The sequence below is a fragment of the Sharpea porci genome, from assembly GCF_009695655.1.
GTDB lineage: Bacteria > Bacillota_I > Bacilli_A > Erysipelotrichales > Coprobacillaceae > Sharpea > Sharpea porci.
Genome location: NZ_VUNM01000019.1, coordinates 1 through 24,081 on the forward strand (window position 1 = coordinate 1; position 24,081 = coordinate 24,081).

18 protein-coding genes and 1 pseudogene are annotated in these 24,081 nt (G+C 36.5%); 4 read left to right on the forward strand and 15 right to left on the reverse strand.

All coding sequences use genetic code 11. The features are described from left to right. Positions 1 to 274 (reverse strand): annotated as a pseudogene (locus FYJ79_RS08275) (IS1634 family transposase); the annotation flags it as partial. 285 nt (positions 275 to 559) lie between these two features. Here FYJ79_RS08275 and FYJ79_RS08280 point away from each other — a divergent pair. Continuing rightward, the gene (locus tag FYJ79_RS08280) at positions 560 to 1,669 is read left to right on the forward strand and encodes an ABC transporter ATP-binding protein (RefSeq protein ID WP_154516719.1); all 1,110 of its coding nucleotides are present in this window, start codon (positions 560 to 562) and stop codon (positions 1,667 to 1,669) included. A 182-nt stretch (positions 1,670 to 1,851) separates the two neighbouring features. Here the strand turns inward: FYJ79_RS08280 and FYJ79_RS08285 are convergent, their stop codons facing one another. The 9 genes from FYJ79_RS08285 to FYJ79_RS08325 form a co-directional block, all read right to left on the reverse strand. Continuing rightward, on the reverse strand, positions 1,852 to 2,172 hold the full coding sequence (locus tag FYJ79_RS08285) for a hypothetical protein (RefSeq protein WP_154516724.1): 321 nt from the start codon (positions 2,170 to 2,172) through the stop codon (positions 1,852 to 1,854). A 160-nt stretch (positions 2,173 to 2,332) separates the two neighbouring features. Next, the gene (locus FYJ79_RS08290) at positions 2,333 to 2,560 is read right to left on the reverse strand and encodes a hypothetical protein (RefSeq protein WP_154516727.1); all 228 of its coding nucleotides are present in this window, start codon (positions 2,558 to 2,560) and stop codon (positions 2,333 to 2,335) included. 650 nt (positions 2,561 to 3,210) lie between these two features. After that, the gene (malQ, locus tag FYJ79_RS08295) at positions 3,211 to 4,659 is read right to left on the reverse strand and encodes a 4-alpha-glucanotransferase (protein ID WP_154516730.1); all 1,449 of its coding nucleotides are present in this window, start codon (positions 4,657 to 4,659) and stop codon (positions 3,211 to 3,213) included. After that, positions 4,637 to 6,901 (reverse strand): glycogen/starch/alpha-glucan phosphorylase, encoded by a 2,265-nt coding sequence (locus tag FYJ79_RS08300; RefSeq protein WP_154516733.1) that lies wholly within the window; start codon positions 6,899 to 6,901, stop codon positions 4,637 to 4,639. Before FYJ79_RS08300 ends, malQ begins: the two co-directional genes overlap by 23 nt. Positions 6,902 to 7,003: 102 nt before the next feature. After that, positions 7,004 to 7,759: a TatD family hydrolase gene (locus FYJ79_RS08305; RefSeq protein WP_154516736.1), complete on the reverse strand. Its 756-nt coding sequence runs from the start codon at positions 7,757 to 7,759 to the stop codon at positions 7,004 to 7,006. A gap of 11 nt (positions 7,760 to 7,770) precedes the next feature. Next, a complete protein-coding gene (locus FYJ79_RS08310; RefSeq protein WP_154516740.1) occupies positions 7,771 to 8,148 on the reverse strand; it encodes a hypothetical protein in 378 nt (125 codons plus the stop codon). 49 nt (positions 8,149 to 8,197) lie between these two features. Next, on the reverse strand, positions 8,198 to 9,154 hold the full coding sequence (locus FYJ79_RS08315; RefSeq protein WP_154516743.1) for a ribose-phosphate diphosphokinase: 957 nt from the start codon (positions 9,152 to 9,154) through the stop codon (positions 8,198 to 8,200). Positions 9,155 to 9,181: 27 nt separating this feature from the next. Continuing rightward, the gene (locus tag FYJ79_RS08320; protein WP_154516746.1) at positions 9,182 to 10,138 is read right to left on the reverse strand and encodes a bifunctional UDP-N-acetylglucosamine diphosphorylase/glucosamine-1-phosphate N-acetyltransferase GlmU; all 957 of its coding nucleotides are present in this window, start codon (positions 10,136 to 10,138) and stop codon (positions 9,182 to 9,184) included. Between the two features lie 444 nt (positions 10,139 to 10,582). Next, on the reverse strand, positions 10,583 to 11,776 hold the full coding sequence (locus tag FYJ79_RS08325) for an MFS transporter (RefSeq protein WP_154516749.1): 1,194 nt from the start codon (positions 11,774 to 11,776) through the stop codon (positions 10,583 to 10,585). Positions 11,777 to 11,900: 124 nt separating this feature from the next. On the opposite strand from FYJ79_RS08325, the gene FYJ79_RS08330 reads away from it, so the two are divergent. Next, the gene (locus tag FYJ79_RS08330; RefSeq protein WP_326803624.1) at positions 11,901 to 12,806 is read left to right on the forward strand and encodes an AraC family transcriptional regulator; all 906 of its coding nucleotides are present in this window, start codon (positions 11,901 to 11,903) and stop codon (positions 12,804 to 12,806) included. An 11-nt stretch (positions 12,807 to 12,817) separates the two neighbouring features. Here FYJ79_RS08330 and ispE read toward each other — a convergent pair whose 3' ends face one another. The 3 genes from ispE to FYJ79_RS08345 are packed head-to-tail and all read right to left on the reverse strand — an operon-like array spanning position 12,818 to position 15,646. Next, positions 12,818 to 13,672 (reverse strand): 4-(cytidine 5'-diphospho)-2-C-methyl-D-erythritol kinase, encoded by an 855-nt coding sequence (gene ispE, locus FYJ79_RS08335; RefSeq protein ID WP_154516752.1) that lies wholly within the window; start codon positions 13,670 to 13,672, stop codon positions 12,818 to 12,820. Further along, positions 13,669 to 14,484: a 16S rRNA (adenine(1518)-N(6)/adenine(1519)-N(6))-dimethyltransferase RsmA gene (gene rsmA, locus FYJ79_RS08340; RefSeq protein WP_154516755.1), complete on the reverse strand. Its 816-nt coding sequence runs from the start codon at positions 14,482 to 14,484 to the stop codon at positions 13,669 to 13,671. Before rsmA ends, ispE begins: the two co-directional genes overlap by 4 nt. A gap of 55 nt (positions 14,485 to 14,539) precedes the next feature. Continuing rightward, positions 14,540 to 15,646, reverse strand: a complete 1,107-nt coding sequence (locus FYJ79_RS08345; RefSeq protein WP_154516759.1) for a cation diffusion facilitator family transporter — start codon at positions 15,644 to 15,646, stop codon at positions 14,540 to 14,542. A 132-nt stretch (positions 15,647 to 15,778) separates the two neighbouring features. Here FYJ79_RS08345 and FYJ79_RS08350 point away from each other — a divergent pair, with 132 nt between their 5' ends. After that, a complete protein-coding gene (locus FYJ79_RS08350; protein WP_229771410.1) occupies positions 15,779 to 16,276 on the forward strand; it encodes a transcription repressor NadR in 498 nt (165 codons plus the stop codon). A gap of 525 nt (positions 16,277 to 16,801) precedes the next feature. Here the strand turns inward: FYJ79_RS08350 and rnmV are convergent. After that, a complete protein-coding gene (gene rnmV, locus FYJ79_RS08355; protein WP_229771413.1) occupies positions 16,802 to 17,371 on the reverse strand; it encodes a ribonuclease M5 in 570 nt (189 codons plus the stop codon). 162 nt (positions 17,372 to 17,533) lie between these two features. On the opposite strand from rnmV, the gene FYJ79_RS08360 reads away from it, so the two are divergent. Then, the gene (locus FYJ79_RS08360; RefSeq protein WP_154516765.1) at positions 17,534 to 19,720 is read left to right on the forward strand and encodes a GGDEF domain-containing protein; all 2,187 of its coding nucleotides are present in this window, start codon (positions 17,534 to 17,536) and stop codon (positions 19,718 to 19,720) included. Between the two features lie 17 nt (positions 19,721 to 19,737). On the opposite strand, the gene FYJ79_RS08365 is transcribed toward FYJ79_RS08360, so the two are convergent. Then, the gene (locus tag FYJ79_RS08365) at positions 19,738 to 24,021 is read right to left on the reverse strand and encodes a 2-hydroxyacyl-CoA dehydratase (protein WP_154516768.1); all 4,284 of its coding nucleotides are present in this window, start codon (positions 24,019 to 24,021) and stop codon (positions 19,738 to 19,740) included. Positions 24,022 to 24,081 lie beyond the last annotated feature (60 nt).

Sequence of the window (24,081 nt, forward strand, 5' to 3'; positions counted from 1 at the left end):
TATATGATGTCTGCTTCATTGGTTCTAGAAGCTTTGACTGCGATAGGGAGATAAGGACAATGTCCTTATCTCTTTTTTCTTCCTCCGTCATCTTCTTGGCAATCTTTTTTCCCCAGGCTATGACTTCATCCTCACTGTTATTATGTTGAGGAAGGAGTTCTTCCATAGTTCCGAGTTTCCTTACTATCTTTGAAGTTGATTTGCCGTTCTTTCTAAATGATTTCTGGATGTAAAGTGATGTAGAGTTCTTAGATTTTGAAAAGGTCAGTTTCATAGGCATCACCTCCTACAACTATTATATCATATATTCCTGCGTATTACTACATATAATTTCGCAAATTTGACAATAAAAAAACTCAAAAGCATTGATATAATCAACGTTTTGAGCGATTTGGTTAGTGAAAAAATAGAGACAACTGTCAAACTCCCGTGTTGGTGAGCTCTTAGTAGCCTATGAAATATCAAGAAAATGAGTTTTCTTATATTTTTCTAAAATTTGTGATATGTCTTTAAAGCGCTAACATTGGTACAATGTTAGCAGCAAAGGAGAATGATAACTATGGCAAATTTATCATTAGAACATATTTATAAAACATATCCTAATGGCTATGAAGCTATTAAGGATTTCAATTTAAAGATTGATGACAAGGAATTCATTATTTTCGTAGGACCTTCAGGTTGTGGTAAATCAACAGTCTTAAGAATGATTGCAGGTCTAGAAGATATTACAGGTGGTTCATTAAAGATTGATGGTGTTGAAATGAACGACGTTGAACCTAAGGATCGTGATATCGCCATGGTCTTCCAGAACTACGCCTTATATCCACATATGACTGTTTATGAAAATATGGCTTTCGCTTTAAAGATTGCCAAGGTTGATCCTAAAGTCATTGATGAAAAGGTAATGAAAGCTGCAAAGATGCTTGATATCGAGAAATATCTTGATCGTAAACCAAAAGCCTTATCAGGTGGCCAGCGCCAGCGTGTCGCAATGGGACGTGCAATGGTCCGTAATCCTAAGGTCTTCCTAATGGATGAACCTCTTTCTAACTTGGATGCCAAGTTAAGAGTACAGATGCGTTTAGTCATCTCTAAATTACATCAGAAATTAGGTACAACATTCATCTATGTCACACATGACCAGACTGAAGCCATGACATTAGGTACAAGAATCGTTGTCTTAAAAGATGGTATTGTACAGCAGATTGATACACCTCAGAACCTTTATAATAAACCTGCTAACTTATTCGTAGCCGGCTTCATTGGTTCACCACAGATGAACTTCTTAAATGCCAAGGTTGTCTTAGGCACAAAAGGTATTGAATTACAGTTAGAAAATGGTGTTCAGTTCAAAGTTGACGAAGCAAGAGAAAAAGCACTTATGAATGGTCAGTATATTGGCAAGACTGTGATTCTTGGTATTCGTCCTGAAAATATCTCAGATAAGCCTTCTTTCGTAGAAGCACATCCACAAACAACATTTACAACACATATTGATGTTTATGAAACATTAGGTGCTGAAGTTTATCTCTACTTCAACATCAATGATACAAAAGTGACAGCACGTGTTGATCCACATACTGCCTCTAGACAGGGTGATACAGTTAAGTTTGCCTTAGATCTTTCTAACTATCACCTCTTTGATAAAGATACTGAATTGGCTATCTAGTCAATTGGTATATATAATAAATTTTCCTTCATCTTCCTAACTAAACGAAAAGATCCCCTGCGGATCTTTTTCGTTTACAACAAAACAAAGTATTAAAGACAAAATACATTGCTTTCTATTTGCGTAAACGAGGAAAAAACGATTCAACAATGTATCAAAAAAGAACAGCTTGCACTGTTCTTCTATTCATGCCATTCAGTTTCGCCTGCAAACCGCCATTTTGCTTCTTCAGGTACCTCGAATGGAAGTCTTCCAGTCCTATCAATGTAGTCCTTCTCCTCCTGTGAGATAAGGCGACCGGCAGTCAATCCATCTTCTTCGAACTCTAGAAGACATCCTCCTCTTGCGCCTATAATTACCTCAAGATTTATGTAATCCACGTAGGCATTCAGAACTTCCTCAGCTTTCTCATCACTGATAGCATCTCGTTCTTCGTCACTGAGACCTTCGTACCATTCGATGATTTCTAGCGATCTGATGATATTAGATAATGGGTTCTTCATACATCCTTCTCCTTTTCATTTTCATTATCATTCTTGTTTTTATACTGAGGAACCGTCAGGTCCTCATTTTGTCTTGTAGCATTAGATTAACTCATTCATTGTTTTGATCGCTTTTTATAGAGTGAAGTAATAGATGAGAATTAAAAGGTCTTTCATTCCACTAGCATATGTTTGGCGTATCGCTATCTTGTTCTTGATGACGTTCCATATCCTCAATCATTCTTACCAACATATGATTATCTGTATCAATAAGTCCGATATGCTCGTTGAGAATATGTTGTAGTTCAGGGCTTATACCTGATCTTTTAAGAAGTCTCATATTAGCTAAAACTCCTTCAAGATCTTGGTAAACGATCTTAATGCGTCTGATGATTTCCTTTTCTTCCATGATAATTTTTCCTCTTTTCTTAGTTTTTATTAAGCAAGGATGCATACCTATGCTTATATCCATAGTATAAATTAGGGGGCAAAACGCCGGAACCGTGAGAAGCACGTTTTCGTGAGACCGTATTTTTAATAAGAAATAATAAATGAGCTAAGGTCAAATATTGAATGTATGAATATTTTTATATTCAATTGGTGAATTCAAACAAACAGCTGCTTATCATGCCTTACTCCTCCTATCAATATGCAGATATCATTTTATATTATGTCCAAATATTGAGGAACCGTCACAGCCTCGTTTTGCTTTGGCACACTATTAGCCTGGTAAAAATAAGTCCTCACCACTCCTCTAGTATATACGGCAGTTTTGAACACCGGAACCGTGAGAAGCTGTGTTTGTTTTTACTTTCAGAAATATGTTATTTACTATCTCTTGTCTTATAAAAAAAGTTCGTAGAATATTCATCTACGAACTATTTTTCTTCAGATAGTTATTGTTACAGTCAATTGCAATTTCGTACTTTTTGTTGAATAATAGCCAAGAGCAGGAACTTGTTCATTAAGTGAATGCCTTCTTGAAACATACGTGCTCTTATTTCCAATATATAGAAACTTTAAAAAAAGTGAGTTTGCATAGGCAGACTCACTTTTTTATTAAGCTCGATGATATGTTTTAAGAAGATGTTTAATATGTCTTATACGACGTTCAAATGGGGCTAGCGTACTCATTTTCCAGCACCAGTTAGGGGCACCAATAGTACTTGGGGTATTAATTCTACCCTCATTGCCTAATGCTAAGAAATCTTCCATCATGATAATGGCAAGAATGGCATCTGAGCCAAGCATCCATTTGATCTGACGATCAGCCATTGTCTTACCATGAATCTGTAAATGATTCATCACAGCTTTTGCATGCTTCTTTTCACCAACCGTTAAGTCGCTATACCAGCCATTAACGGGGGCATTGTCATGTGTGCCTGTATAGGCAATACAGAACTCAGGAAGTTTGTAGTCAACCTTGGCCATATCATCACCAAATGAGAACTGGGCAATACGCATACCCAACATATGATAATGGTCTTTAAGTTCGAGAACTTCTGGTCTTAAGTCACCTAAGTCTTCAGCAACAAGATTGAGATCAGGCATTTTGTCATAGACATAATCGAAGAAATCGTAGGCTGGGCCTAAAATCCATTCGCCATTTCTCGCTGTTGTTTCTCCTGCTGGTACTTTCCAGTATGTATCGAAGGCACGGAAGTGATCGATACGAATAATATCAAATAAATCCTTATTCCAAGATAAACGTTTCATCCAGAATGAATAATCATGTTCTTTAAGATAATCCCAATCATATAATGGGTTACCCCATAACTGACCATCTTCTGAGAAATAATCTGGGGGAACACCTGCTACTGATGTTGGATGTCCTGTTTGATCAAGTAAGAAGCATTCTTTGTTGTCATAAACATCAGCTGAATCTAAGCCAACATAGATAGGCATATCACCCATAATAATAATGCCTTTACTATTCGCATAGTCTTTTAGCTTAAGCCATTGTTTAGCGAAATAATATTGGACAAAGAATTGATATTGGTATTCTTCTTCATCATATTCTAATGTTGTCCATTCAAGCCATCCTTTATTATCATTAGCTTTCTTACGGGCAATGAATTTAGCATAGCCATCTAGCCAGAAAGCCTTATCGACAAATTCCTGATAGTCTTGATCAGGGATGAATTTCTTGAAGGCTTGATGGAGTAAATCACGCTTGTAGGCACGAACAGCGCTATAGTTAATGAATTCACTGTCTTTTTCAAAGGCAGGTGCTTCTTCAAGCAAGCCTTCTTCAACAAGTAAATCCAAGTTAATATAAACTTCATCACCAGCAAATGAGGAAGATGGCTGGTAAGGAGATTCCCCATAGCCAGCTGGATTTAAAGGCAAAATCTGCCAAATTTTAAACTGTGCGCGTGCGACTAAATCCACAAAGTCATAAGCGCTCTTTCCTAAATCACCAATGCCATGGTTGGCAGGAAGCGAGAAAACTGGCATAAGAATGCCAGCTTGTCGCACATTTGAATTAAAGTTTCCAGATGTCTTCATTGTACTGTGCTATTGTACGGTCGCTTGAGAAGAAGCCTGCTTCAGCAATATTGACAAGCATCTTTCTCGCCCATACTTCTCTTTCTTTATAATCTTTGATTGCTTGTTCTTTTGTCTTAATATAGTCTCTGACATCAAGCAATGTCATAAACCAGTCTTTTGTCGTTAATTCATGGTGTAATCTTTCTAAGCTTGTTGGATCACCAGCTTGACGCATTTCTTCCCCAACTAAGAAATCAACAACTTCCTGTAACTGCTTGTCATTCGCAAGAATATCAGCAGGATGATAATCCGCATTTTCATAATGCTTAATAACAGTATCACTATCAGCACCAAAGATATAGATATTGTCATCACCTACTAATTCATGAATTTCAACATTGGCCCCATCATCAGTACCTAATGTCACTGCACCATTAAGCATCAGCTTCATATTACCCGTACCACTTGCTTCCTTGGATGCTAGAGAAATCTGTTCTGATAAGTCAGCGGCTGGAATAAGCTTTTCAGCATATGTGACATTGTAGTTTTCTACCATAACAACCTTTAAGTATGGAGATACTTCAGGGTCGTTATTAATGATGTTGGAAAGTGTTAGGATGGCATGAATGATATCCTTGGCAATCACATAGGCAGGAGCTGCCTTGGCACCAAAGATGCATGTAATAGGATGAGCTGGGAGTTTGCCAGCTTTAATCTGTAAGTACTGGTAGATGATATAAAGGACATTCATCTGCTGACGCTTATATTCATGTAATCTCTTGATTTGGACATCAAAGATTGCATCCGTATCAAGCTTAATGCCTTCTTTATTGTAGACATATTGAGCAAGTTGTTCTTTCTTAAGCTCTTTGATTTCAAGTAATTTCTTAAGAACATCCTTGTCCTCAGTATATTTTAATAAGCCTTTTAATTCTTCAGCGTTAGCCTTATAGCCTTCACCAATTAATGAATCAATAAAGTCTGTCAATTCCTCATTACAATCCATTAACCATCTTCTAAATGTAATACCATTTGTCTTATTGTTGAACTTAGATGGATAGAGTTCATAGAAATCATGTAATTCTGTTTCTTCAAGAATCTTTGTATGAATAGCAGCAACACCATTAATAGAATAACCAAAATGAATATCCATATGGGCCATGTGTACAAGTTTCTCATTATCAATAATAGCAACCTTTGGATTATCACTACGGATAGCTGCAACAGCATCCAAGGCTTCAATGATTGGTACTAATTGTGGCACAACTTCTTCAAGATAGCTTAAAGGCCATTTCTCAAGTGCTTCAGCTAAGATAGTATGGTTTGTATAGGCACATGTAAGCTGTACTGTATGAATGGCTTCTTTCATAGTGAGGCCTTCTTTCATCAGCAAGCGAATAAGTTCAGGAATGACCATTGATGGATGTGTGTCATTGATCTGAATAGCGACATATTTATGCATTTCACGTAAGTCTTTATGACGTCTCTTGAGATCTTCAAGAATCATCTGGGCACCATTAGATACCATGAAGTACTGCTGATAGATTCTCAGCTTTCTACCGGCATCATCACTATCGTCTGGATATAAGAATAATGTCAGGTTCTTGAGAATATTATCTTTATCAAACTGAATACCATCATGAACAATACTTTCATCCACACTACCAATATCAAATAAATGAAGCTTATTCTTCTTTCCATGATAACCTACAACATCAATATCATAGAGTGTTGATTTAATCGCAAAATCCTTAAATTCAACTAAATAACTCTTTCTTGTCTTATTTAACCAGCTATGATCATCAATCCAGTAATCAGGTGTTTCAAACTGTTTTTCATTTTCAAACTTCTGTTTAAATAAACCTAAATGATAATTTAAACCAACACCATCACCTGGTAAGTTCAATGTTGCAATAGAATCTAAGAAACAAGCAGCAAGTCTTCCTAAACCACCATTACCTAGTGAAGGTTCAGCTTCAATTTCCTCAATTTCAGCTAAATCAAAACCATTCTGTGCTAAAATATCTCTTACTTCTTTACGAATACCTAAGTTAATAAGATTATTACTCATTAACTTACCAATAAGGAATTCAGCAGAGAAATAATAGAGTTTACGTTCTCCACTAATTTCTTCCTTATCTTCCAACATATCTTTAACGACCGCTAAGAGAACAGTATAAACCTGTTCTTTAGTAAGGTCTCCAAGTCTTTTTTCATAGAGTTTTAATGACGTATCTTGTAGTTGTTTTTCTAATTGCATGACAACTCCTCCTTCTACTCACTATAAACTATAGTCATCCCCACCATCAAGTGCAAGACCACCTCAAAAACTTGATATTTTTATTAAAAAAACAATAGATTATCACAGCCTAAATATCTTATTGGCATTCTCACTTGTTGCCTTTGCGACAACTTCTTCATCAAGTCCTCTTAACTCAGCAATTGTTTTTGCGATATAGATACAGTTAGCAGGTTCATTCGTTGTCCCACGAAGTGGTACAGGTGCCATATAAGGGTCATCTGTTTCTATCAACAAGGCATCCAATGGGACATTCGTTGCTACACGTTTTGGCATCTTGGCATTCTTGAATGTCACTGGACCAGCAAGAGAAATATAATAACCAAGCTTAATAAAGCGCAATGCCATTTGATCCGACCCACTATAACAATGCATAATCCCTTTTAAATGCGCTTTTTCAAGGACATTATAGGTATCTTCGTAGGCATCACGGCAATGTATAGTAATAGGAAGGTTCAAATCTTGAGCAATCTTGATTTGTTTTAGAAAGACATCCATCTGTTTCTCTTTAGGCACATCATCATAATAGTAATCCAGGCCTATTTCTCCTAAAGCCACAACCTTGTCATCCTGTGCCATCTTGGCAATTAAGGCAAGATCTTCATCAGTTGTATTGAGGCAATCGTTGGGAGAAATACCCACCGTGGCATAGATGAAGTTATATTCATGGGCAATCTGTACCGCACGCTGACTGCTTTCGACATCATAACCAACAACAGTCATATGATTAACTCCCTTTTCTAAGGCATTTTGGATATAGTGATCACGCTCTTCAAAAAGCTCTTCGCTATTTAAATGTGTATGTGTATTGAAATACATGTACGTTCCTCCTATCGAAATGATTCTATCATATTCACAATACCAACCCCAGCCACAAGCTCAACAATGATATAGGCATCACCTAATATACGCATATATTCATTAACATAGGGAATATTGGTTAAATATGAGGCATATAATGGAAATAAACCAATCACAATATGAATAATATTCACAACACGATAGAGTATTCTTTTATGAATAGCCATATTATATGTCAGATAAAGAACGACCCCCATCAACATAAAGATCATAATACGAGCCTGCTCTGAGGTAAGAGGAATATGTGTAGTGATATAGGTCGTAATTGTAGAAATATAACGTGAATAAAGCGTATAGATGACTGATGGTATCAGTACATAGAGTACAGCTCTTAGTTTTTCATTCATAGCAATCCTTTCTGCCCATCAAAAAAAGGCATATATAATGCCTTCTATTTTAATCCATACCATATTGTTTGACAACATCGGATACAGGTAAATCTTTTTCAATATTGTCAATTGTATGTGCTAATAATTCAGCAACAGATACAATGCTGAACTTGTCCATCTGTTTTTCTTTTGGAAGTGGAATAGTGTCTGTAATAACTACTTCCTTAGCGTCACAGTCCTTAAGTCTTTCAACAGCAGGTCCTGAAAGTACACCATGCGTACATGCGATATAGACATCCTTAGCACCCTTCTGTTTCAACATATTCACACCAGCAGTAATTGTACCAGCTGTATCAATCATGTCATCAATTAAGATACAGTTACGACCTTCAACATCACCAATGATACCCATTACTTCAGCAACATTTGGTTTAGGTCTACGTTTATCGATAATCGCAATTGGACAATCGAAGTATTCTGACATTTGTCTAGCACGTGTAGCTCCACCATGGTCTGGTGAAACAATCGCAATATCCTCAATACCCTTATCTTTGAAATACTTACAAATAAGTGGTAAAGCCTGCATTTCATCAACAGGAATATCAAAGAAGCCCTGAATCTGTTTAGCATGTAAGTCTACAGTGACAACACGATCAACACCAGCTGTTGTCAATAAGTCAGCAACTAACTTAGAAGTAATTGGCTGTCTTGGCTTAGCTTTACGATCCTGTCTTGCATAACCGAAATATGGAATAACTGCTGTAATCGCATGAGCAGATGCACGTTTTAATGCATCACATAATACTAAGATTTCCATTAAATTCTCAGTAACTGGATTACATGTAGACTGAATAATAAAGACATCTTTACCACGTACTGATTCACCGATTTCTACAAGAATTTCACCATCCGCAAAGTGATGAACCTTTGAAGGTGCCACATCAACACCCAAAATATCAGCAATATCTTTCGCAAGTTTCTGACTTGCACTTAATGAGAATAAAGCAATTTTATCGTTCTTCATTTTATGTCCCCTTAGAATCTTATTCTATTAAATTGTCTTATCTTTTAAACTTTGAAACTTTACTTCACTATGATCACTTACCTGTACATGATCAAGCTCTACAAATGGCCCAATATGACAGTGTTCACCAATCACACTTGCACCTTTAATAATTGTCCCTGGTTCAATAACAGTATTCGTACCAATTGTAACATCAGTACCAATATATGTCTGATCAGGATCAATAATCGTTACCCCATTCAATAACCATTCATGGTTAATTCTTCTTGCTAATGTCTTTGTCGCTGCAACAAGCGCTACACGATCATTAATACCACCAACTTCATCAAAATCATCAATCTCATAAGAAGAAATAGGTAAACCTTCCTGATTCATAATTCCAATAACATCTGTTAAATAGTATTCATTTTGTGCATTATTGTTTTTTACTTGGCTGAGGGCGTTAAATAAGGCCTGGTTATCAAAACAATATTCACCTGTGTTCATCTCTGTAATGTCTTTTTGATCTTCGGCTAGATCTTTGAATTCAACAATACCCTTAACTTGACCATCCACATTAATAATACGTCCATAAGCAACTGATGTATCACAATGTGCTGTCATCACTGTTGCTTTGGAATTTTTTGCCTTAAAAGTCTCAATAAGACCTTTTAAAGTAGACTTCTGTACAAGTGGTGCATCGCCATTTAAGACCAATGTCATTCCTTCTTTGTCACCAAGAACGTCCTTAGCACAAAGAACAGCATGACCTGTACCGAGCTGCTCACGCTGGTAAACCGTCTTCACATCTTCAGGCAATAATCCTTTTACCTGCTCTGCTTCATGACCAACAACAACCACAATCTCATCAACACCTAAATCCTTTAAGGCATCAACAACATGATTAATCATTGGTTTATAAAGCACTTCATGAACAACTTTAGGTTTATCAGACTTCATACGAGTACCTTTACCCGCTGCTAATACAACCGCATAGATTTTCATTCCATTTATATCTCCTTACGCGTACATTCTAGCAAAATTCCCATCAAAAAAAAAGCCCGTATTTAACAATGAATTCAGCAAATATTTACGATATCTTTTAAATCCATATATTTATAATTTCAAACATACAAAAAAGCTCCCTTCTATCATTTCTTAAAGAAGAAAGCTTTTCCCATGATTTACATAGTGGTGCCAACAATCATAGTGTGTACACTTTTAAATAAATCCTATAGCCTCTTTGTAAGCAAGTAAAATGGAGTGTCGAAAATATTATTACTTACAAAAACTCTCTAATTCAAACAGCCGTATAAAAGAGATTTTGATGAACTATTTGTATGTTTATTGGTTCTATTTGAACTTAAGATTGTCACTTAAGGGAGGCAAGTATAATAGTAAAGCATAGGAATCTTATTAGCACCACTATGCAAATCATGGCTATATATATTAGTCCTGATATGCGTAGTCTTTATTTAATATGGCTTTCTTATTGGCAATTGCTTTATAAGCATATTCTAAGAAACCAATATTCATTAACGCAAAGAATAATAAATAGAGTGGCATAATACCAATACCAATATATTGTTGGAGGTTACCAAAGATCATTGGCATGAATGTACTGCCCACATAGGCTGAAGCCATTTGTAGACCAATGACTGCTGCACTATGCTTCTTGCCAAAATTCTCTGGAGCCATATGCTGGATGGCAGGATAGATTGGTCCCATACCTGTTCCAATGACTACAAAGCCAATCGCTGCCACAATATAATGTTCAATAGGCAACGTCACTAAGCCAATACCCATCACTTCAACAACGATACCAATACGAATCAATAACTTATCCCCTAATTTATTAGAAACGAAACCCGAAATCAGTCTACCCAACATTAAACCAACAAAGATTAATGAGCCAAAAGAGGCAATAAGCTTAGGACTTAGTCCTTGCTTCACACCGGCAAAATAGCTTGATGTCCACAAGAAACATGTTGCTTCACCTGAACAATAGGCAAAGAAGGCAATTAATGTAGGAATAACACCAGGTATTTTCATTGCTTCTCTGATTCCTGTGCTTTCGGTGATTTCCTCTGGTGCAGCATTTGTATTCTTATTCCAGAGTGGCAAGCTGAGGATGCAGACAAGAAGAATACCAACCTGAATATAAGCTGTCCAACGATAGCCTTCATTCCATCCTGCAAGCTTTAAAGCCAAGCCCATGATCATTGGACTTATCATCGCCCCAACGCCATAGAAACAATGCAAGAAATTCATAATGGAACCTGAATAGTTATTAGCGACATAGTGATTAATAGAGGCATCAATAGCCCCAGCACCTAAACCATAAGGTATCGCAAAGATCAATAACATCCAGTATTGTGTAGAAATAGAGAAACCCATTAATCCAAGAATAGTGAGTAGGATTGATATAATGACAATCCACTTTGTTTGAAACTTCTTGATGATCTTAGGACTCAACAGTGCTGAGATAATTGTCATGAATGAGATGGTCATTGAGACATATCCCGCATAGGAAGATGGTACACCAAATGCATGATGCATCGCTGGCCATCCTGAACCTAAAAGTGAATCTGGTAAACCTAGACTGATAAAAACGATATATATGACGGCAATTAATATTCCCATACTATACTCCTTTTTATATAACGCTAAGATTATATCGTGAAATATTGCGTAAGTAATAGGAATATTTAGCCTAATATCATCATATTTATGGTATTATATCGTCAAATGATAGGAGATGATGAGTGTGGCTATAACACTTTCAACAGAAAATATTGATGATAATGGTAAAGAATTATTACACTATGGGACAAAAGAATTCCCTATTGCTTTTTTTGATGATGATCTGACTAAGGTCAAAGTGCCTTGGCATTGGCATGAGGAATTTGAGATTTGTATCTTATTGGAGGGGAAAGTGGATTTTAGGGTTGCCAATCAATCTATGAAATTGAAGGCACAGGAAGGTTATTTTATCAATAGCGGTATTCTGCATTCTGAAAAGCTGCTTTCTCCTTCAGGCCACCAACACTGCCTTATATTTAGTCCCACACTTATCTCTCCTGCACATGATTTAATCTGGCAAACCTATATTGAGCCCTTGTTCAACAACCCACAAATACCTTTTATTCACTTACAGCCAAGTGTACCATGGCAAAAAGATATTCTTGATATAGTTAAAAAGGCTTGGGAGATTGGTGCTTATGATCAAAAAGACTTTCCTTATCATGTCAGAGAAAGTCTAAGTAAGATATTTGTAGAATTTGTGAATCATCGGGATATGTTGGATCATGCATATCACTATACAATCAAGAACTATCAGGATGAACTACGTGTTAAGACAACACTACGCTTTATTGAAACGCATTATACTGAGAAAATCACCATTGCACATATCGCAAAAAGCGCAGACATCAGCATTTCTACCTGTCTACGCCTTTATAAGTCCATTCTTCATACCACACCTATTCACTACCTCATTCAATATCGACTTCAAAAGTCACTTGAATTATTGAAAGGCACAAAGATGTCTATTTCAGAAATAGCCTATGCATGTGGTTTCAATGATCCTAGTTATTATAATAAGTGGTTCAAGAAAGAATACGGGATAACTCCAAGTACCTACATTCTAAATCTTCATCAAAATAATGAATGATTTCCATGTTTCTAATCTTGATGGCTTAAGAGCTTTGTCGTACGGACAAAGTAATAGGATTCCTTAAAGTGCTTATAACCTCTATGGAGTATCTCTTCGTCATTTGTCATCCCAAAAACACAGCTTCCACTACCACTCATCAATGCCCCATCAAATCCCAGTTCCAACATTTCTTTCTTAATATTTTCAATCTCTGGGACAAAGTTAATTGAAGGTTCTTCAAGAGTATTACCTAATGTCTCAACAACCCCTTGATAGTCTTCATGAATCAACGCTGTTTTCATCTTGTTGATATCTGGATGGAGGGCTGTGGTCATATCTAAGGCATTAAAGGAACGTTTTGTCGATACACCGCGACTTGGTTTGACAAGTAGGAAGTTGGTGTTGAAAGAGGAATGAATAAATTCGAACTGCTCCCCTTTTCCTTTGACAACAGCTAAACGGTTGTAGATACAAAATGGTATATCCGAACCAATATCCTTTGTGAGTTCAACCATATCTTCATAGCTCATATGAAGTTTGAAGAGACGATTCATCGCCTTAATAACAGCAGCTCCATCAGCACTGCCACCTGCTAGTCCCGCTTGTGAAGGAATATGTTTCATACAATGCATCTTTATACCCTTTGTAATGTGGTATTGGTCAATAACAGCCTGGGCAACCTTATACATGATATTGCGTTCATCAGTAGGAATGCGTGCTGAATTGGTTGTAAGAATGATTCCTGGCTTGTCTGTGACTTCAATGGTGATGAGGTCATGTAATGTGATTGGGGCCATAATCATCTTGAGTTCATGATAGCCATCATCACGTTCACTTACAACATCAAGTGCTAAGTTGATTTTTGCGAATGCCCTTATTTTCATAGTCTCTTCCTTCTTTCTTCTGCTAGCTTCATGAAATCATCAATATTGAGTTCTTGTGCACGTTTTGTTGGGGGGATATGACACGTTTCAAGGATGTGCGCTGTTTCATTATGAAAGAGTGCTTTCATATTATTATTCATTGTCTTACGTTTTTGTTTAAAAGCAGCGTCCAATACTTCAATAAGTACAGGATCCATATTTCTCTCTTTATTGATACGTATAACCGCACTATCAACATGGGGTGCTGGAATAAAAACAGACTTACCTACAGTCATACAATATTTGATATCACCTACATAATCTATCATATTGGATATTGGACTCTTTTCTTCTCCCGTTAGTTTTAAAGCGACTTCTTTTTGAATTAAGGCAATCATGCGATTGATTCTTGTCGGTGTTGTGAGAACTTTTTTGACGATATCGGTTGTAATATAATATGGCAAGTTTGTTACAACACATACATCGTCTTCTTCAATTGTAGAAACAACAGCTTCGAGATCGACTTTCATAAAATCTTGTAGAATGACTTTGACATTATCACATTCTAACTCATGATCTAAGACATTCTTCATTCGTTCATCAATTTCAAAGGCAATGACATGTTTAGCCTGATGGGCAAGCTCTTCCGTTAACGCACCAATGCCTGGTCCTATTTCTATGACACATGTTTCTTTTGTGATATCGGCTTGCTTCGCTATTTTGTGGATGATATTGGCATCTACAAGAAAGTTCTGTCCATATTTCTTAAGAGCATTGAGGTTATATTGATCCAGGATCGCCTGGGTATTTTTTCTTATCGCTATATTCTTCATGAGTCTATTGTACTAAAAAACAACAAAAGTGTAAAAGAAAAGACGGAGAACCGTCTTAATCACTGACATCGCTATCGAGCTTCATGACTATTGTATAGCCAGGGTAAGCATCTTCGATATCTTTATAAATATGTTTGTAGAGATGATCGCGATCGATCGAGAAATCAAAGATAACATCAAGCTGAATACGTTTTTCTTCCTTGTTGACATAGAAACCGTGGACCTGAAGAACACCCTTATGAGCCATGACAAGATGGGTGATATCAGTACGCATTTTCGCTATCTCGTTATCCTTTGTATTCAAAGCATAAACACCAATACCTGTAAGAATAACCCCTGTTTCATCATAGACTTTGGCAGCAACTTTTCTTGATAATTCATCAAGTTCATCCACCTGCATACTATCCACAACTTCAATATGGACAGAGCCAATATAATGATTAGGTCCATAGCTATTGAGAACAAGATCATAACTTCCATAAATATCATCAAAACTATTGATGACTTTTTTGACTTTCTTAGACAAATCACTCGCAACACGTTCACCAAGAATATCACTTAATGAATCACGTAACATCTCAATAGCACTTTTGATGATAATAAGAGAAATTACTGCGCCAAGATAAGCTTCTAGGGAAATATGGAAGACTAAATAAATGACTGCCGCAACAAGTGTTGAAGCTGAAATAATTGAATCCAGTGTTGCATCTTCTCCACTATTGATTAGTGAAGCCGAATTCATTTTCACACCAACACCTTTAACATATTTTCCTAAAATAATCTTTGTCACAACACCAACAATAATAATCACCAATGTCAATGTCGAATAATCAGGCTTGCTTGGAGAAATAATTGCCTTAATAGATTCTCTTAAAGAAGCAATACCAGCATAGAGAACAATGAAAGAAATAAGTGTTGCACTTAAATATTCCACACGACCATATCCTAATGGATGCTTCTTGTCCGGACTTTTACCTGCTAACTTCGTCCCAACAATAGTAATAATAGAACTCATCGCATCACTTAAGTTATTAATAGCATCTAATACAACAGCAATAGAATTCGCTAATAAACCAACAACAGCCTTAAAGATTGCCAATAAGACATTTGTGGCAATACCAATAATACTTGTTTTAATAATAACAGCATTTCTATTTTCCATGAAAGAACCTTCTTCCCCTTAGATTGTGCACAACCATTATAAAGCAAAATATTCATAAGTCAACACCTAACTCCATGTCAATACAGTTGCATATACAACACTAAACTCCTATAATGAACTATGGTGATGAACATGGAAAGAAAAGAACAAGTATTAAATGATATATCCGAAGCAACAAAACCAATTTCCGCAAAATCATTAGCGACAAAATATGGTGTAAGCAGACAGATTATTGTCGGTGATGTTGCCTTACTAAGAGCTGCTGGCTACAATATAATGGCTACACCAAGGGGCTATATTCTTGATGATGAAGGTGGTTTAAGAAAGAAGATCGCTGTTAAACATAATCGTGATGCGATTGAAGAAGAATTGAATATTATTGTCGATCAGGGTGGTCGGATTGAAGATGTGATAGTCGAACATCCAGTCTATGGTGAGATTAAAGGCAATCTTCATATTAGCAGTCGTTATGATGTGAAGAAGTTTATGGAGAAGCTCAATAATTCTCATGCCGCACCACTTTCAGAACTCACTGACGGTATTCATCTTCATACTATTGTCTATGAAGATCAGGATATGATTGAACGTATTGAAAGAGAGTTAAAACGTGCTGGTTATTTATATCGCTAACAAAGTAAAAACACCAATTATGGCTTAGGCCATAAACTGGTGTTTTTTTTCTTCTTATCGTTGTTATAGCGCTTATTGGCTATGAAGTTATTGGATTTAGAACAGGATGGGAAAATATTAATAACCCCTCTCTCAATGATTTCTGTTTGATCATCTCATTGATAGATGAAATGACAGATATAGTAAGTACTGTTTACATATGAGAAGACTTCAATCTTGTCTTTTTAGGTAAATAATAGATACCATTATCATATTTAATCAATAAGCCTTTTTTACATCATGTAGTGGTAAGACCAGATATTGATTTATCTCCATGATAGGTATCTGGGAAGAATATAGGTTCTCCCTCTTTATATTTTTCAGTTAATTCTTCGTACAACATATTTCTGCCTTAACATTTTTTCTGATTTCTATTTTGTTAAGGTCGTTTTATTGGACTTTCATTCAAGTGTTAATGTAGACAAAAAATAATTTCATAGCTTTAGAAATACATCAATATGGATTTTGAACAAGTGATTAGGCATTTCATTTGTTTATGTAGGACTTAAGTTTCTCCTCAATATCACTCTTTGTGACACCAATCATGTTGAGGCGTTTAAAGAGCGCTTTATTATTACCATGACCTAAGCGATAGGTATGGTAGAGGTAGTCCCTTTTCTCATGATCACCAATAATATCCAAGCTGAGGAATTCTTGCCAGCTTAGTGTATCTTCACGGTCGCTAAATTGCACGGTATTCTCTAAAGCTTCAATAATAGCTTCATGTCTTGCTTCCGCAATACCAAGTTTCTTCTTTCCAATCGCGTCTTTCTTTTTCACAAAGGCATGCTTGGCATTTGGAACTCTTGCGATAATCTTGTTGCGTATTTGTTGACCAGGGTAATCTGGATCGGTCAAAATAATGACTCCTCTTGTTTTTGCGGCTGTTTCGATTTGTTGGAGGATATCTTCGTTGATACCACTCCCACTTGTTTCAATTGTATCGACATCAAATAATTGTTGTAATGTTGCTGTGTCTGTTTTTCCTTCCACAACAATCACTTCTTGTATTCTTTTCATATCATCACCAATCTCATCATACTCACCATTTTTCATTCTATCAAGCTTATTTCAACGCTTTGATATTAAGTCAACGATAGATTTCATCTTTAAGAGAGTCTTTGATTATAATTGTCAAATATTGGTCATATATATCTTGTAATCGTTTTCAATAAAGCAAAAGTGTGTTAGAATGAACACATACTTAGGAGAAATGAAATGAGAAAGATACGTATAGGGCTATTTGTAGAAAATATTGATTCTTATAACTCGGAAATGATTCGTGGTGCCCAGGCTGCATGTGATGAATTAGATGAAGAATTGATTATTTTCTATGGAAGTGGCTTGAATAAGAAAACACAACTTGATAATCCTTCCACCCATAATACATTTTCTTATGAATTTGCGAATAAAATAGGTATCGACCTATTGCTTTTGAGTACTAATAATGTTGCAAGAGATATGAATAATGAGGAATTCTTAGCACGTTTTCATATGCCCATTGTTTCTTTAAACTATGTCTCAGATCATGTCAGTTCAATTGTCTTTGACAATATAAGTGGTGCAAAGGCTGCCGTAAACTTCTTAATCACCAAGGAACATCGCAGACATATAGGTGTCATTGCTGGTCCTAAGACAAGAACAGGCACAAGAGAAAGACTTTCTGCCTATCGTGATATTCTTGATTTTCATCATATTGCTTACGATCCTTCTCTTATTGTCTATGCCCAGGATTATACGGCTTATCATAATACGCTTGTTGGACAGTTTATTGATATGCATCCTGAAATTGATGCGCTTTTCTGTGTTACTGATAAACTTGCGGTATGTGCCTATGCTGAACTCAAGAAACGTGGGTATCGTGTTGGTCGTGATATATCTGTTGTTGGTTTTGATGACGACCCTTATAGTGCAAGCATGGTTCCACCTCTTTCTAGTGTTCATGCCGATAGTGCAATGCTCGCCTATCGTGCAGTCATTGAAGGGCAGTCACTTTTAGAAGGTGGTATTCCATTTAGGCATGTGCTACCAACTGAATTTATTGCCCGTGATTCTGTCAACAGTGCTTCACAGGAAGAAGATGATCTCTATAATTTTGTGAATTTTGCGATTAATGAGAAACTTTCGATTCATGATTTATCTTGGGGCATGACTAATTTTCTTTTCAACAATAAAATCATGTTCCATACCAATATCAAAGATGAAACTGTAAAGTTATTTGAAGATATTATTTCCGCTTCTTTCTTCTGTGATTCGATTGAAGAATTTAAAGCTAAAGTATTTCCATCTATTATTAATGTTATTACGGAAGATAATATTCAATTTATTGATCTTGATAAACTCTTTAATTGTTTAAAAGTCCTCTTTGATATATCTATATCAAAGCATCTCATTGAACATCATCGCTTAGACTATTTCACACAATATCTCTATAGCGAACTAGGGATTGTCTATTCTAATATCACATCTCGTATTCTTACAAAATCAACTGAGCACCAGATCAACGTCAATATCACCAATCGTCTTTCCTTGTCAATAACCGATTCAAGTGATCCTGAACGTATGCTTGGGGAAACATTGCGTATTCTTAATATCAAGAATGCTGCTCTCTATGTCTTTAAGTACCCTTATCACTTTGATATTACTGAGCCGATTACTCTTCCTGAATCTTTAATTCTTAAATTGAAGATTAAAGATGGTTTAATGATTAGAACACATAATGAACTTATCAACGAACAAGACTTAATTCGTCATGTTTCTTCAACACATAATTATACCTTGAGTGCAATTGCATCCGGTAGTGAGCAATATGGTATATTAATTACTGATATTGATGGTCATGATTTATCCATGCTGGAATATATTACTGGACAGTTTGGAACAACATTCTATATACAGTCCTTGATGAATAAATTACAGTCTCAGTCTGTCACTGATGAATTAACCCATATCTATAATCGTCGTGGTCTTCTTGATGCATTAGCAAAAGGGGCAAAAAATATTGCTCCTGGACAAGTTGGTTATATTGTCTTTGTGGACCTGGATGGCTTAAAGTCCATCAATGATACCTTTGGGCATGATGCTGGTGATAAAGCAATCATTCTAGGTACTGAAATCATCAAAGCTTCCTTCCCACAGCAGATTGTTGGTCGCTGGGGTGGTGATGAGTTTGTTATATTTATTAATGGTCTCAATCATGATTATATTCATACACTAGAAGAAAAGATTAATGAGAATACAAAGATTCTTTCTGCTCGTCATAATTATCCATTTACACTATCACTCTCATTTGGGATGTCTGCTATACATCCTGGTGACACACCAGAACAAATCACCCGTATTATTGAAGATGCAGATAATCGTATGTATTGTTTTAAAAAGAAAAGAAAGCAGGCAAAGCAATAAGCTTTGTCTGCTTTTTATTAACCGCCAAAGACTTCAGCGATACGTTCATCGAGATTCTTTGTAGGTGTATCAATATGTGGTTTTTCACCAATATTTTTGAAAGCCGTAGAAAGCATGAGCTTAATACGATTAAGCTGGTTTGTTTCAGAAGCACCTGGGTCATAGTCAATAGCGACAATATTAGACTGTGGATACTTCTTGCGTAATGCCTTAATAACACCCTTACCGGTAACATGGTTTGGCAGACAGGCAAATGGCTGCATACAAACAATGTTTGGCGCACCATCATCAATCAGGTCAATCATTTCTGCTGTTAGGAACCAGCCTTCACCAGTCTGGTTACCAAGTGAAACAACTTCACTTGCCTTAGCAGCCATTTCAGTAATTGGATGAGGTGGTGTAAAGCGTTTTGAGGCCTTTAAAGCCGCAATCATGTCTTTTCTTAAGTAATCGACAAACTTGATAGCAATATTGCCAATCTCCTTACCCTTCCAAGTTCCATCATAATGTGTTTCTTTAAAGTTCGCATTATAGAATGAATACTGGAAGAAGTCGATTAAGTCTGGCATTACAGCTTCTGCACCTTCTGCTTCAATTGTTTTCACGATTTCATTGTTGGCAGTTGGATGGAACTTAACAAGAATTTCCCCAACTAAACCAACTCTTGGCTTTTTAATATCAAGTAGTGGTAATTCATCGAATTCTTTAACGATTTCATACACATTCTTTTTAAATTCTTTAAGTGAACCATTCTTAACATTTTCCTGGCACTTTTCTACCCATGATTCATAAAGTTCATTAGCTGATCCTTTAACGGCTTCATAAGGACGTACGCGGTAAAGCACACGCATGAATAAGTCACCATACATTGCCCCAATGACAACTTTCTTCGCCAGCTTATAAGTAATCTTGAAACCTGGATTGCTTTCTAAGCCAACTAAGTTAGCTGAGATCACTGGAACTTGTTCAAGATGGGCATCTTTGAGTGCCTTACGGATAAAGGCAATATAGTTTGTGGCACGACATCCACCACCTGTTTGAGAGATGATGAGAGCTGTCTTATTGACATCATATTTGCCACTCTTTAATGCTTCCATCATCTGTCCAGCAACAAGGATGGATGGATAACATGCATCATTATTGACATATTTCAAGCCTGCTTCAACAGCACCTTTATCAACAGAAGGCAATACAACAAAATTATAACCTTCTTCACGCATGGCTGTTTCGACAAACTGGAAGTGAATAGGTGACATTTGTGGACATAGAATCGTCCAGCCATCTTTCTTCATTTCTTTCGTGAAGGATGGTTTTGATGGTTCATAATGTTCACTTAAGTCAGGTGTAAAGCTTGATTTCTTAATTGTTGCTTTAAGCGAACGAATACGAATTCTAATTGGACCTAAGTTAGAAACTTCATCAATCTTAATTAAAGTATAAATCTTATTTCTAGCCTGTAATAATTCCGCTACCTGGTCACTTGTAACCGCATCAAGACCACAGCCAAATGAAGTAAGCTGAATAAGATCAAGATCTTTCTGGGTGCTGACAAACTGAGCTGCACGATAAAGTCTTGAATGATATGTCCATTGGTCTACTACACGTAGATTTGTCTCCTCGTTATTCATATTTGCGACAGAATCTTCCGTTAATACAACAAAGCCTTCACCAGTAATTAAATCTGCAATACCATGGTTGATTTCTGGATCAACATGATAAGGACGTCCCGCTAAGACAATACCATGCTTATGATTCTTGTGCATATATTCAAGAGCTAAACGACCTTGTTCACGAATATCTTCTCTTGAACGTGCCAATTCTTCATAAGCCTTATCAATGGCATAATGGAGTTCTTTATCAGTAATATGGAATTCAGCTAAAGACTCTTTGAGGACTTTAAAGAGTGTTTTTGGATTGTTAAGGGAAATAAATGGATTCTTGTAGTTAATATGCTTTTCTTCCAGGTGATCCACATTGTTTCTAATAACTTCTGGATATGATCCAACAACTGGACAGTTATAATGATTACCAGCATCACTAAATTCCTGTCTTTCATAAACAACTGAAGGATAGAAGATAAAGTTAATGCCACGTTCAATTAAGTTCTCAATATGACCATGAACAAGCTTTGCTGGATAGCAAACAGATTCAGAAGGAATTGATTCAATACCCTTTTCATAAATCTTCTTACTAGAACGTGCTGATAGCACAACACGGAATTTTAAGTCTGTAAAGAAAGTATACCAGAATGGATAGTTTTCATACATGTTGAGGACACGTGGGATACCAACATTGCCTCTTGTGGCTTCTTTTGGAAGTAATGAGCGATAACCAAAGATACGTTTATATTTATAGTTAAAGAGGTTTGGTAGCTGTTTACTTGTAAGTGGGAGGTTAGCCCCTCTTTCACAACGGTTACCAGAAATGAATTCTCGGCCATCATTGAATGATGTAATTGTCAACATACAGTTATTTGTACATTTGCCGCAGTTTCTCATTTCATTGTTGTACTCTAGCAGTTCAATTTCAGCCTTTGAAAGAAGTGTTGTTCCAGCGCCATCGTCATTCTCACAAGCAATACGAGCCATACCATAAGCTCCCATTAAGCCAGCGATATCTGGACGTGTTACTTCGATACCTGTTTCCTTTTCAAATGCGCGTAAAACAGCTTCATTATAGAAAGTACCGCCCTGTACAACAACATGTGTACCAATATCTTCCTTGCTTCTTAGCTTAATAACCTTATAGAGGGCATTCTTGATGACTGAGTAAGAAAGACCTGCTGAGATATCTTCAACACTTGCGCCTTCTTTTTGGGCCTGTTTAACTTTTGAGTTCATGAAGACTGTACATCTTGAACCAAGGTCAATAGGATGTTGTGATTTAAGGGCTAATTCTGCGAATTCTTCAATCTTGTAACCAAGTGATTTCGCAAATGTCTCTAAGAATGAACCACATCCTGCTGAACATGCTTCATTGAGGGAGATATTCTGAATGACATTATCACGAATAGTAATGGCCTTCATATCCTGACCACCAATATCAAGAATAAAGTCCACATCAGGTTCATAAGCCTTAGCAGCTGTATAATGGGCAATAGTTTCCACTTCCCCATAGTCTACTTTAAGAGCAGCCTTGATTAAAGCTTCACCATAACCTGTAACCCCAGCTTTGGCAATATATGCCCCTTCAGGTAATAAGTCATAAACATGACGCATGAGGCGCATGATGAGCTGTAATGGATTCCCTTCATTTGAATTATAATATGTATAGAGAATAGCACCATCAGGATCTGTAAGAATCATCTTAGATGTTGTTGAACCAACATCAATACCTAAATATACCTTACCCTTATATTTCTTAATATCATGCTTTGTCGTAATATGAGAAAGATGTCTTTCTCTAAAAGCACGAAGTTCTTCTTCATTATTGAAGAGGGGCTCTAAGACATTTGTGAGTTCACTTGTCTGGTTTTCTAGTGATTCTAAATGCTTGATCATATTGCTGAAACTGATTGCTTCTTTCGCATTTTCTTTGGCATAAAGACATGCCCCCATAGCAACGAAGAGCTGTGAGTTATCAGGGAAGATAACTTGATCATCTGTTAAACCAATTGTTTCAATAAAGCGTTGTCTAAGTTCTGACAAGAAGTAAAGTGGTCCCCCTAGGAATGCGACATTACCTTTAATAGGGTGTCCACTTGCCAGTCCTGAGATTGTCTGATTGACAACAGCCTGGAAAATAGAGACCGCAATATCTTCTTTTGAAACACCATCATTAATAAGAGGCTGTACATCTGTCTTCGCAAAGACACCACAGCGTGAGGCGATTGGATAAATCGTCTTGTAGTTTTTCGCAAGTTCATTTAAGCCCTTGGCATCTGTCTGTAATAATGTAGCCATCTGGTCAATAAATGCACCTGTACCACCAGCACAGCTACCATTCATTCTTTGTTCGAGCTGGCCATCAAAGTAAGTAATCTTGGCATCTTCTCCACCTAATTCAATCGCAACATCCGTTCTTGGAATATAGGTTTCAATTGTCTTCGTACAGGCAATAACTTCCTGTATAAATTCTATCCCCATACTATTAGCGAGAGAGAGCCCACCTGAGCCTGTCATCGCTACATGTACATCAAGATCACCTACTTGATCTTTCACTTCTATTACTAAATCATGAATTGTCTTTCTCACGTCAGAAAAATGTCTGACATAGTTGGAATATAGGCAATTATCATTTTCGTCTGTCAGATATAATTTGACTGTTGTTGAACCAACATCTATACCTAAATAATATTTCAAAGTCTGACCTCCTTATTCCTGTATCACTTCAAATATTAGCTTTTCACAATATTTTCTTCA

Excerpts from the sequence above, each read along its gene's own strand:
- FYJ79_RS08325 (WP_154516749.1), bottom strand. The coding sequence starts at position 11,776 with ATGGGAATATTAATTGCCGTCATATATATCGTTTTTATCAGTCTAGGT.
- FYJ79_RS08285 (WP_154516724.1), bottom strand. The coding sequence starts at position 2,172 with ATGAAGAACCCATTATCTAATATCATCAGATCGCTAGAAATCATCGAA.
- FYJ79_RS08305 (WP_154516736.1), bottom strand. The coding sequence starts at position 7,759 with ATGTATTTCAATACACATACACATTTAAATAGCGAAGAGCTTTTTGAA.
- malQ (WP_154516730.1), bottom strand. The coding sequence starts at position 4,659 with ATGAAGACATCTGGAAACTTTAATTCAAATGTGCGACAAGCTGGCATT.
- FYJ79_RS08290 (WP_154516727.1), bottom strand. The coding sequence starts at position 2,560 with ATGGAAGAAAAGGAAATCATCAGACGCATTAAGATCGTTTACCAAGAT.
- FYJ79_RS08320 (WP_154516746.1), bottom strand. The coding sequence starts at position 10,138 with ATGAAAATCTATGCGGTTGTATTAGCAGCGGGTAAAGGTACTCGTATG.
- ispE (WP_154516752.1), bottom strand. The coding sequence starts at position 13,672 with ATGAAAATAAGGGCATTCGCAAAAATCAACTTAGCACTTGATGTTGTA.
- FYJ79_RS08315 (WP_154516743.1), bottom strand. The coding sequence starts at position 9,154 with ATGAAGAACGATAAAATTGCTTTATTCTCATTAAGTGCAAGTCAGAAA.
- FYJ79_RS08280 (WP_154516719.1), top strand. The coding sequence starts at position 560 with ATGGCAAATTTATCATTAGAACATATTTATAAAACATATCCTAATGGC.
- FYJ79_RS08300 (WP_154516733.1), bottom strand. The coding sequence starts at position 6,901 with ATGCAATTAGAAAAACAACTACAAGATACGTCATTAAAACTCTATGAA.
- rnmV (WP_229771413.1), bottom strand. The coding sequence starts at position 17,371 with ATGAAAAATGGTGAGTATGATGAGATTGGTGATGATATGAAAAGAATA.
- FYJ79_RS08350 (WP_229771410.1), top strand. The coding sequence starts at position 15,779 with ATGGAAAGAAAAGAACAAGTATTAAATGATATATCCGAAGCAACAAAA.
- FYJ79_RS08310 (WP_154516740.1), bottom strand. The coding sequence starts at position 8,148 with ATGAATGAAAAACTAAGAGCTGTACTCTATGTACTGATACCATCAGTC.
- rsmA (WP_154516755.1), bottom strand. The coding sequence starts at position 14,484 with ATGAAGAATATAGCGATAAGAAAAAATACCCAGGCGATCCTGGATCAA.
- FYJ79_RS08345 (WP_154516759.1), bottom strand. The coding sequence starts at position 15,646 with ATGGAAAATAGAAATGCTGTTATTATTAAAACAAGTATTATTGGTATT.
- FYJ79_RS08360 (WP_154516765.1), top strand. The coding sequence starts at position 17,534 with ATGAGAAAGATACGTATAGGGCTATTTGTAGAAAATATTGATTCTTAT.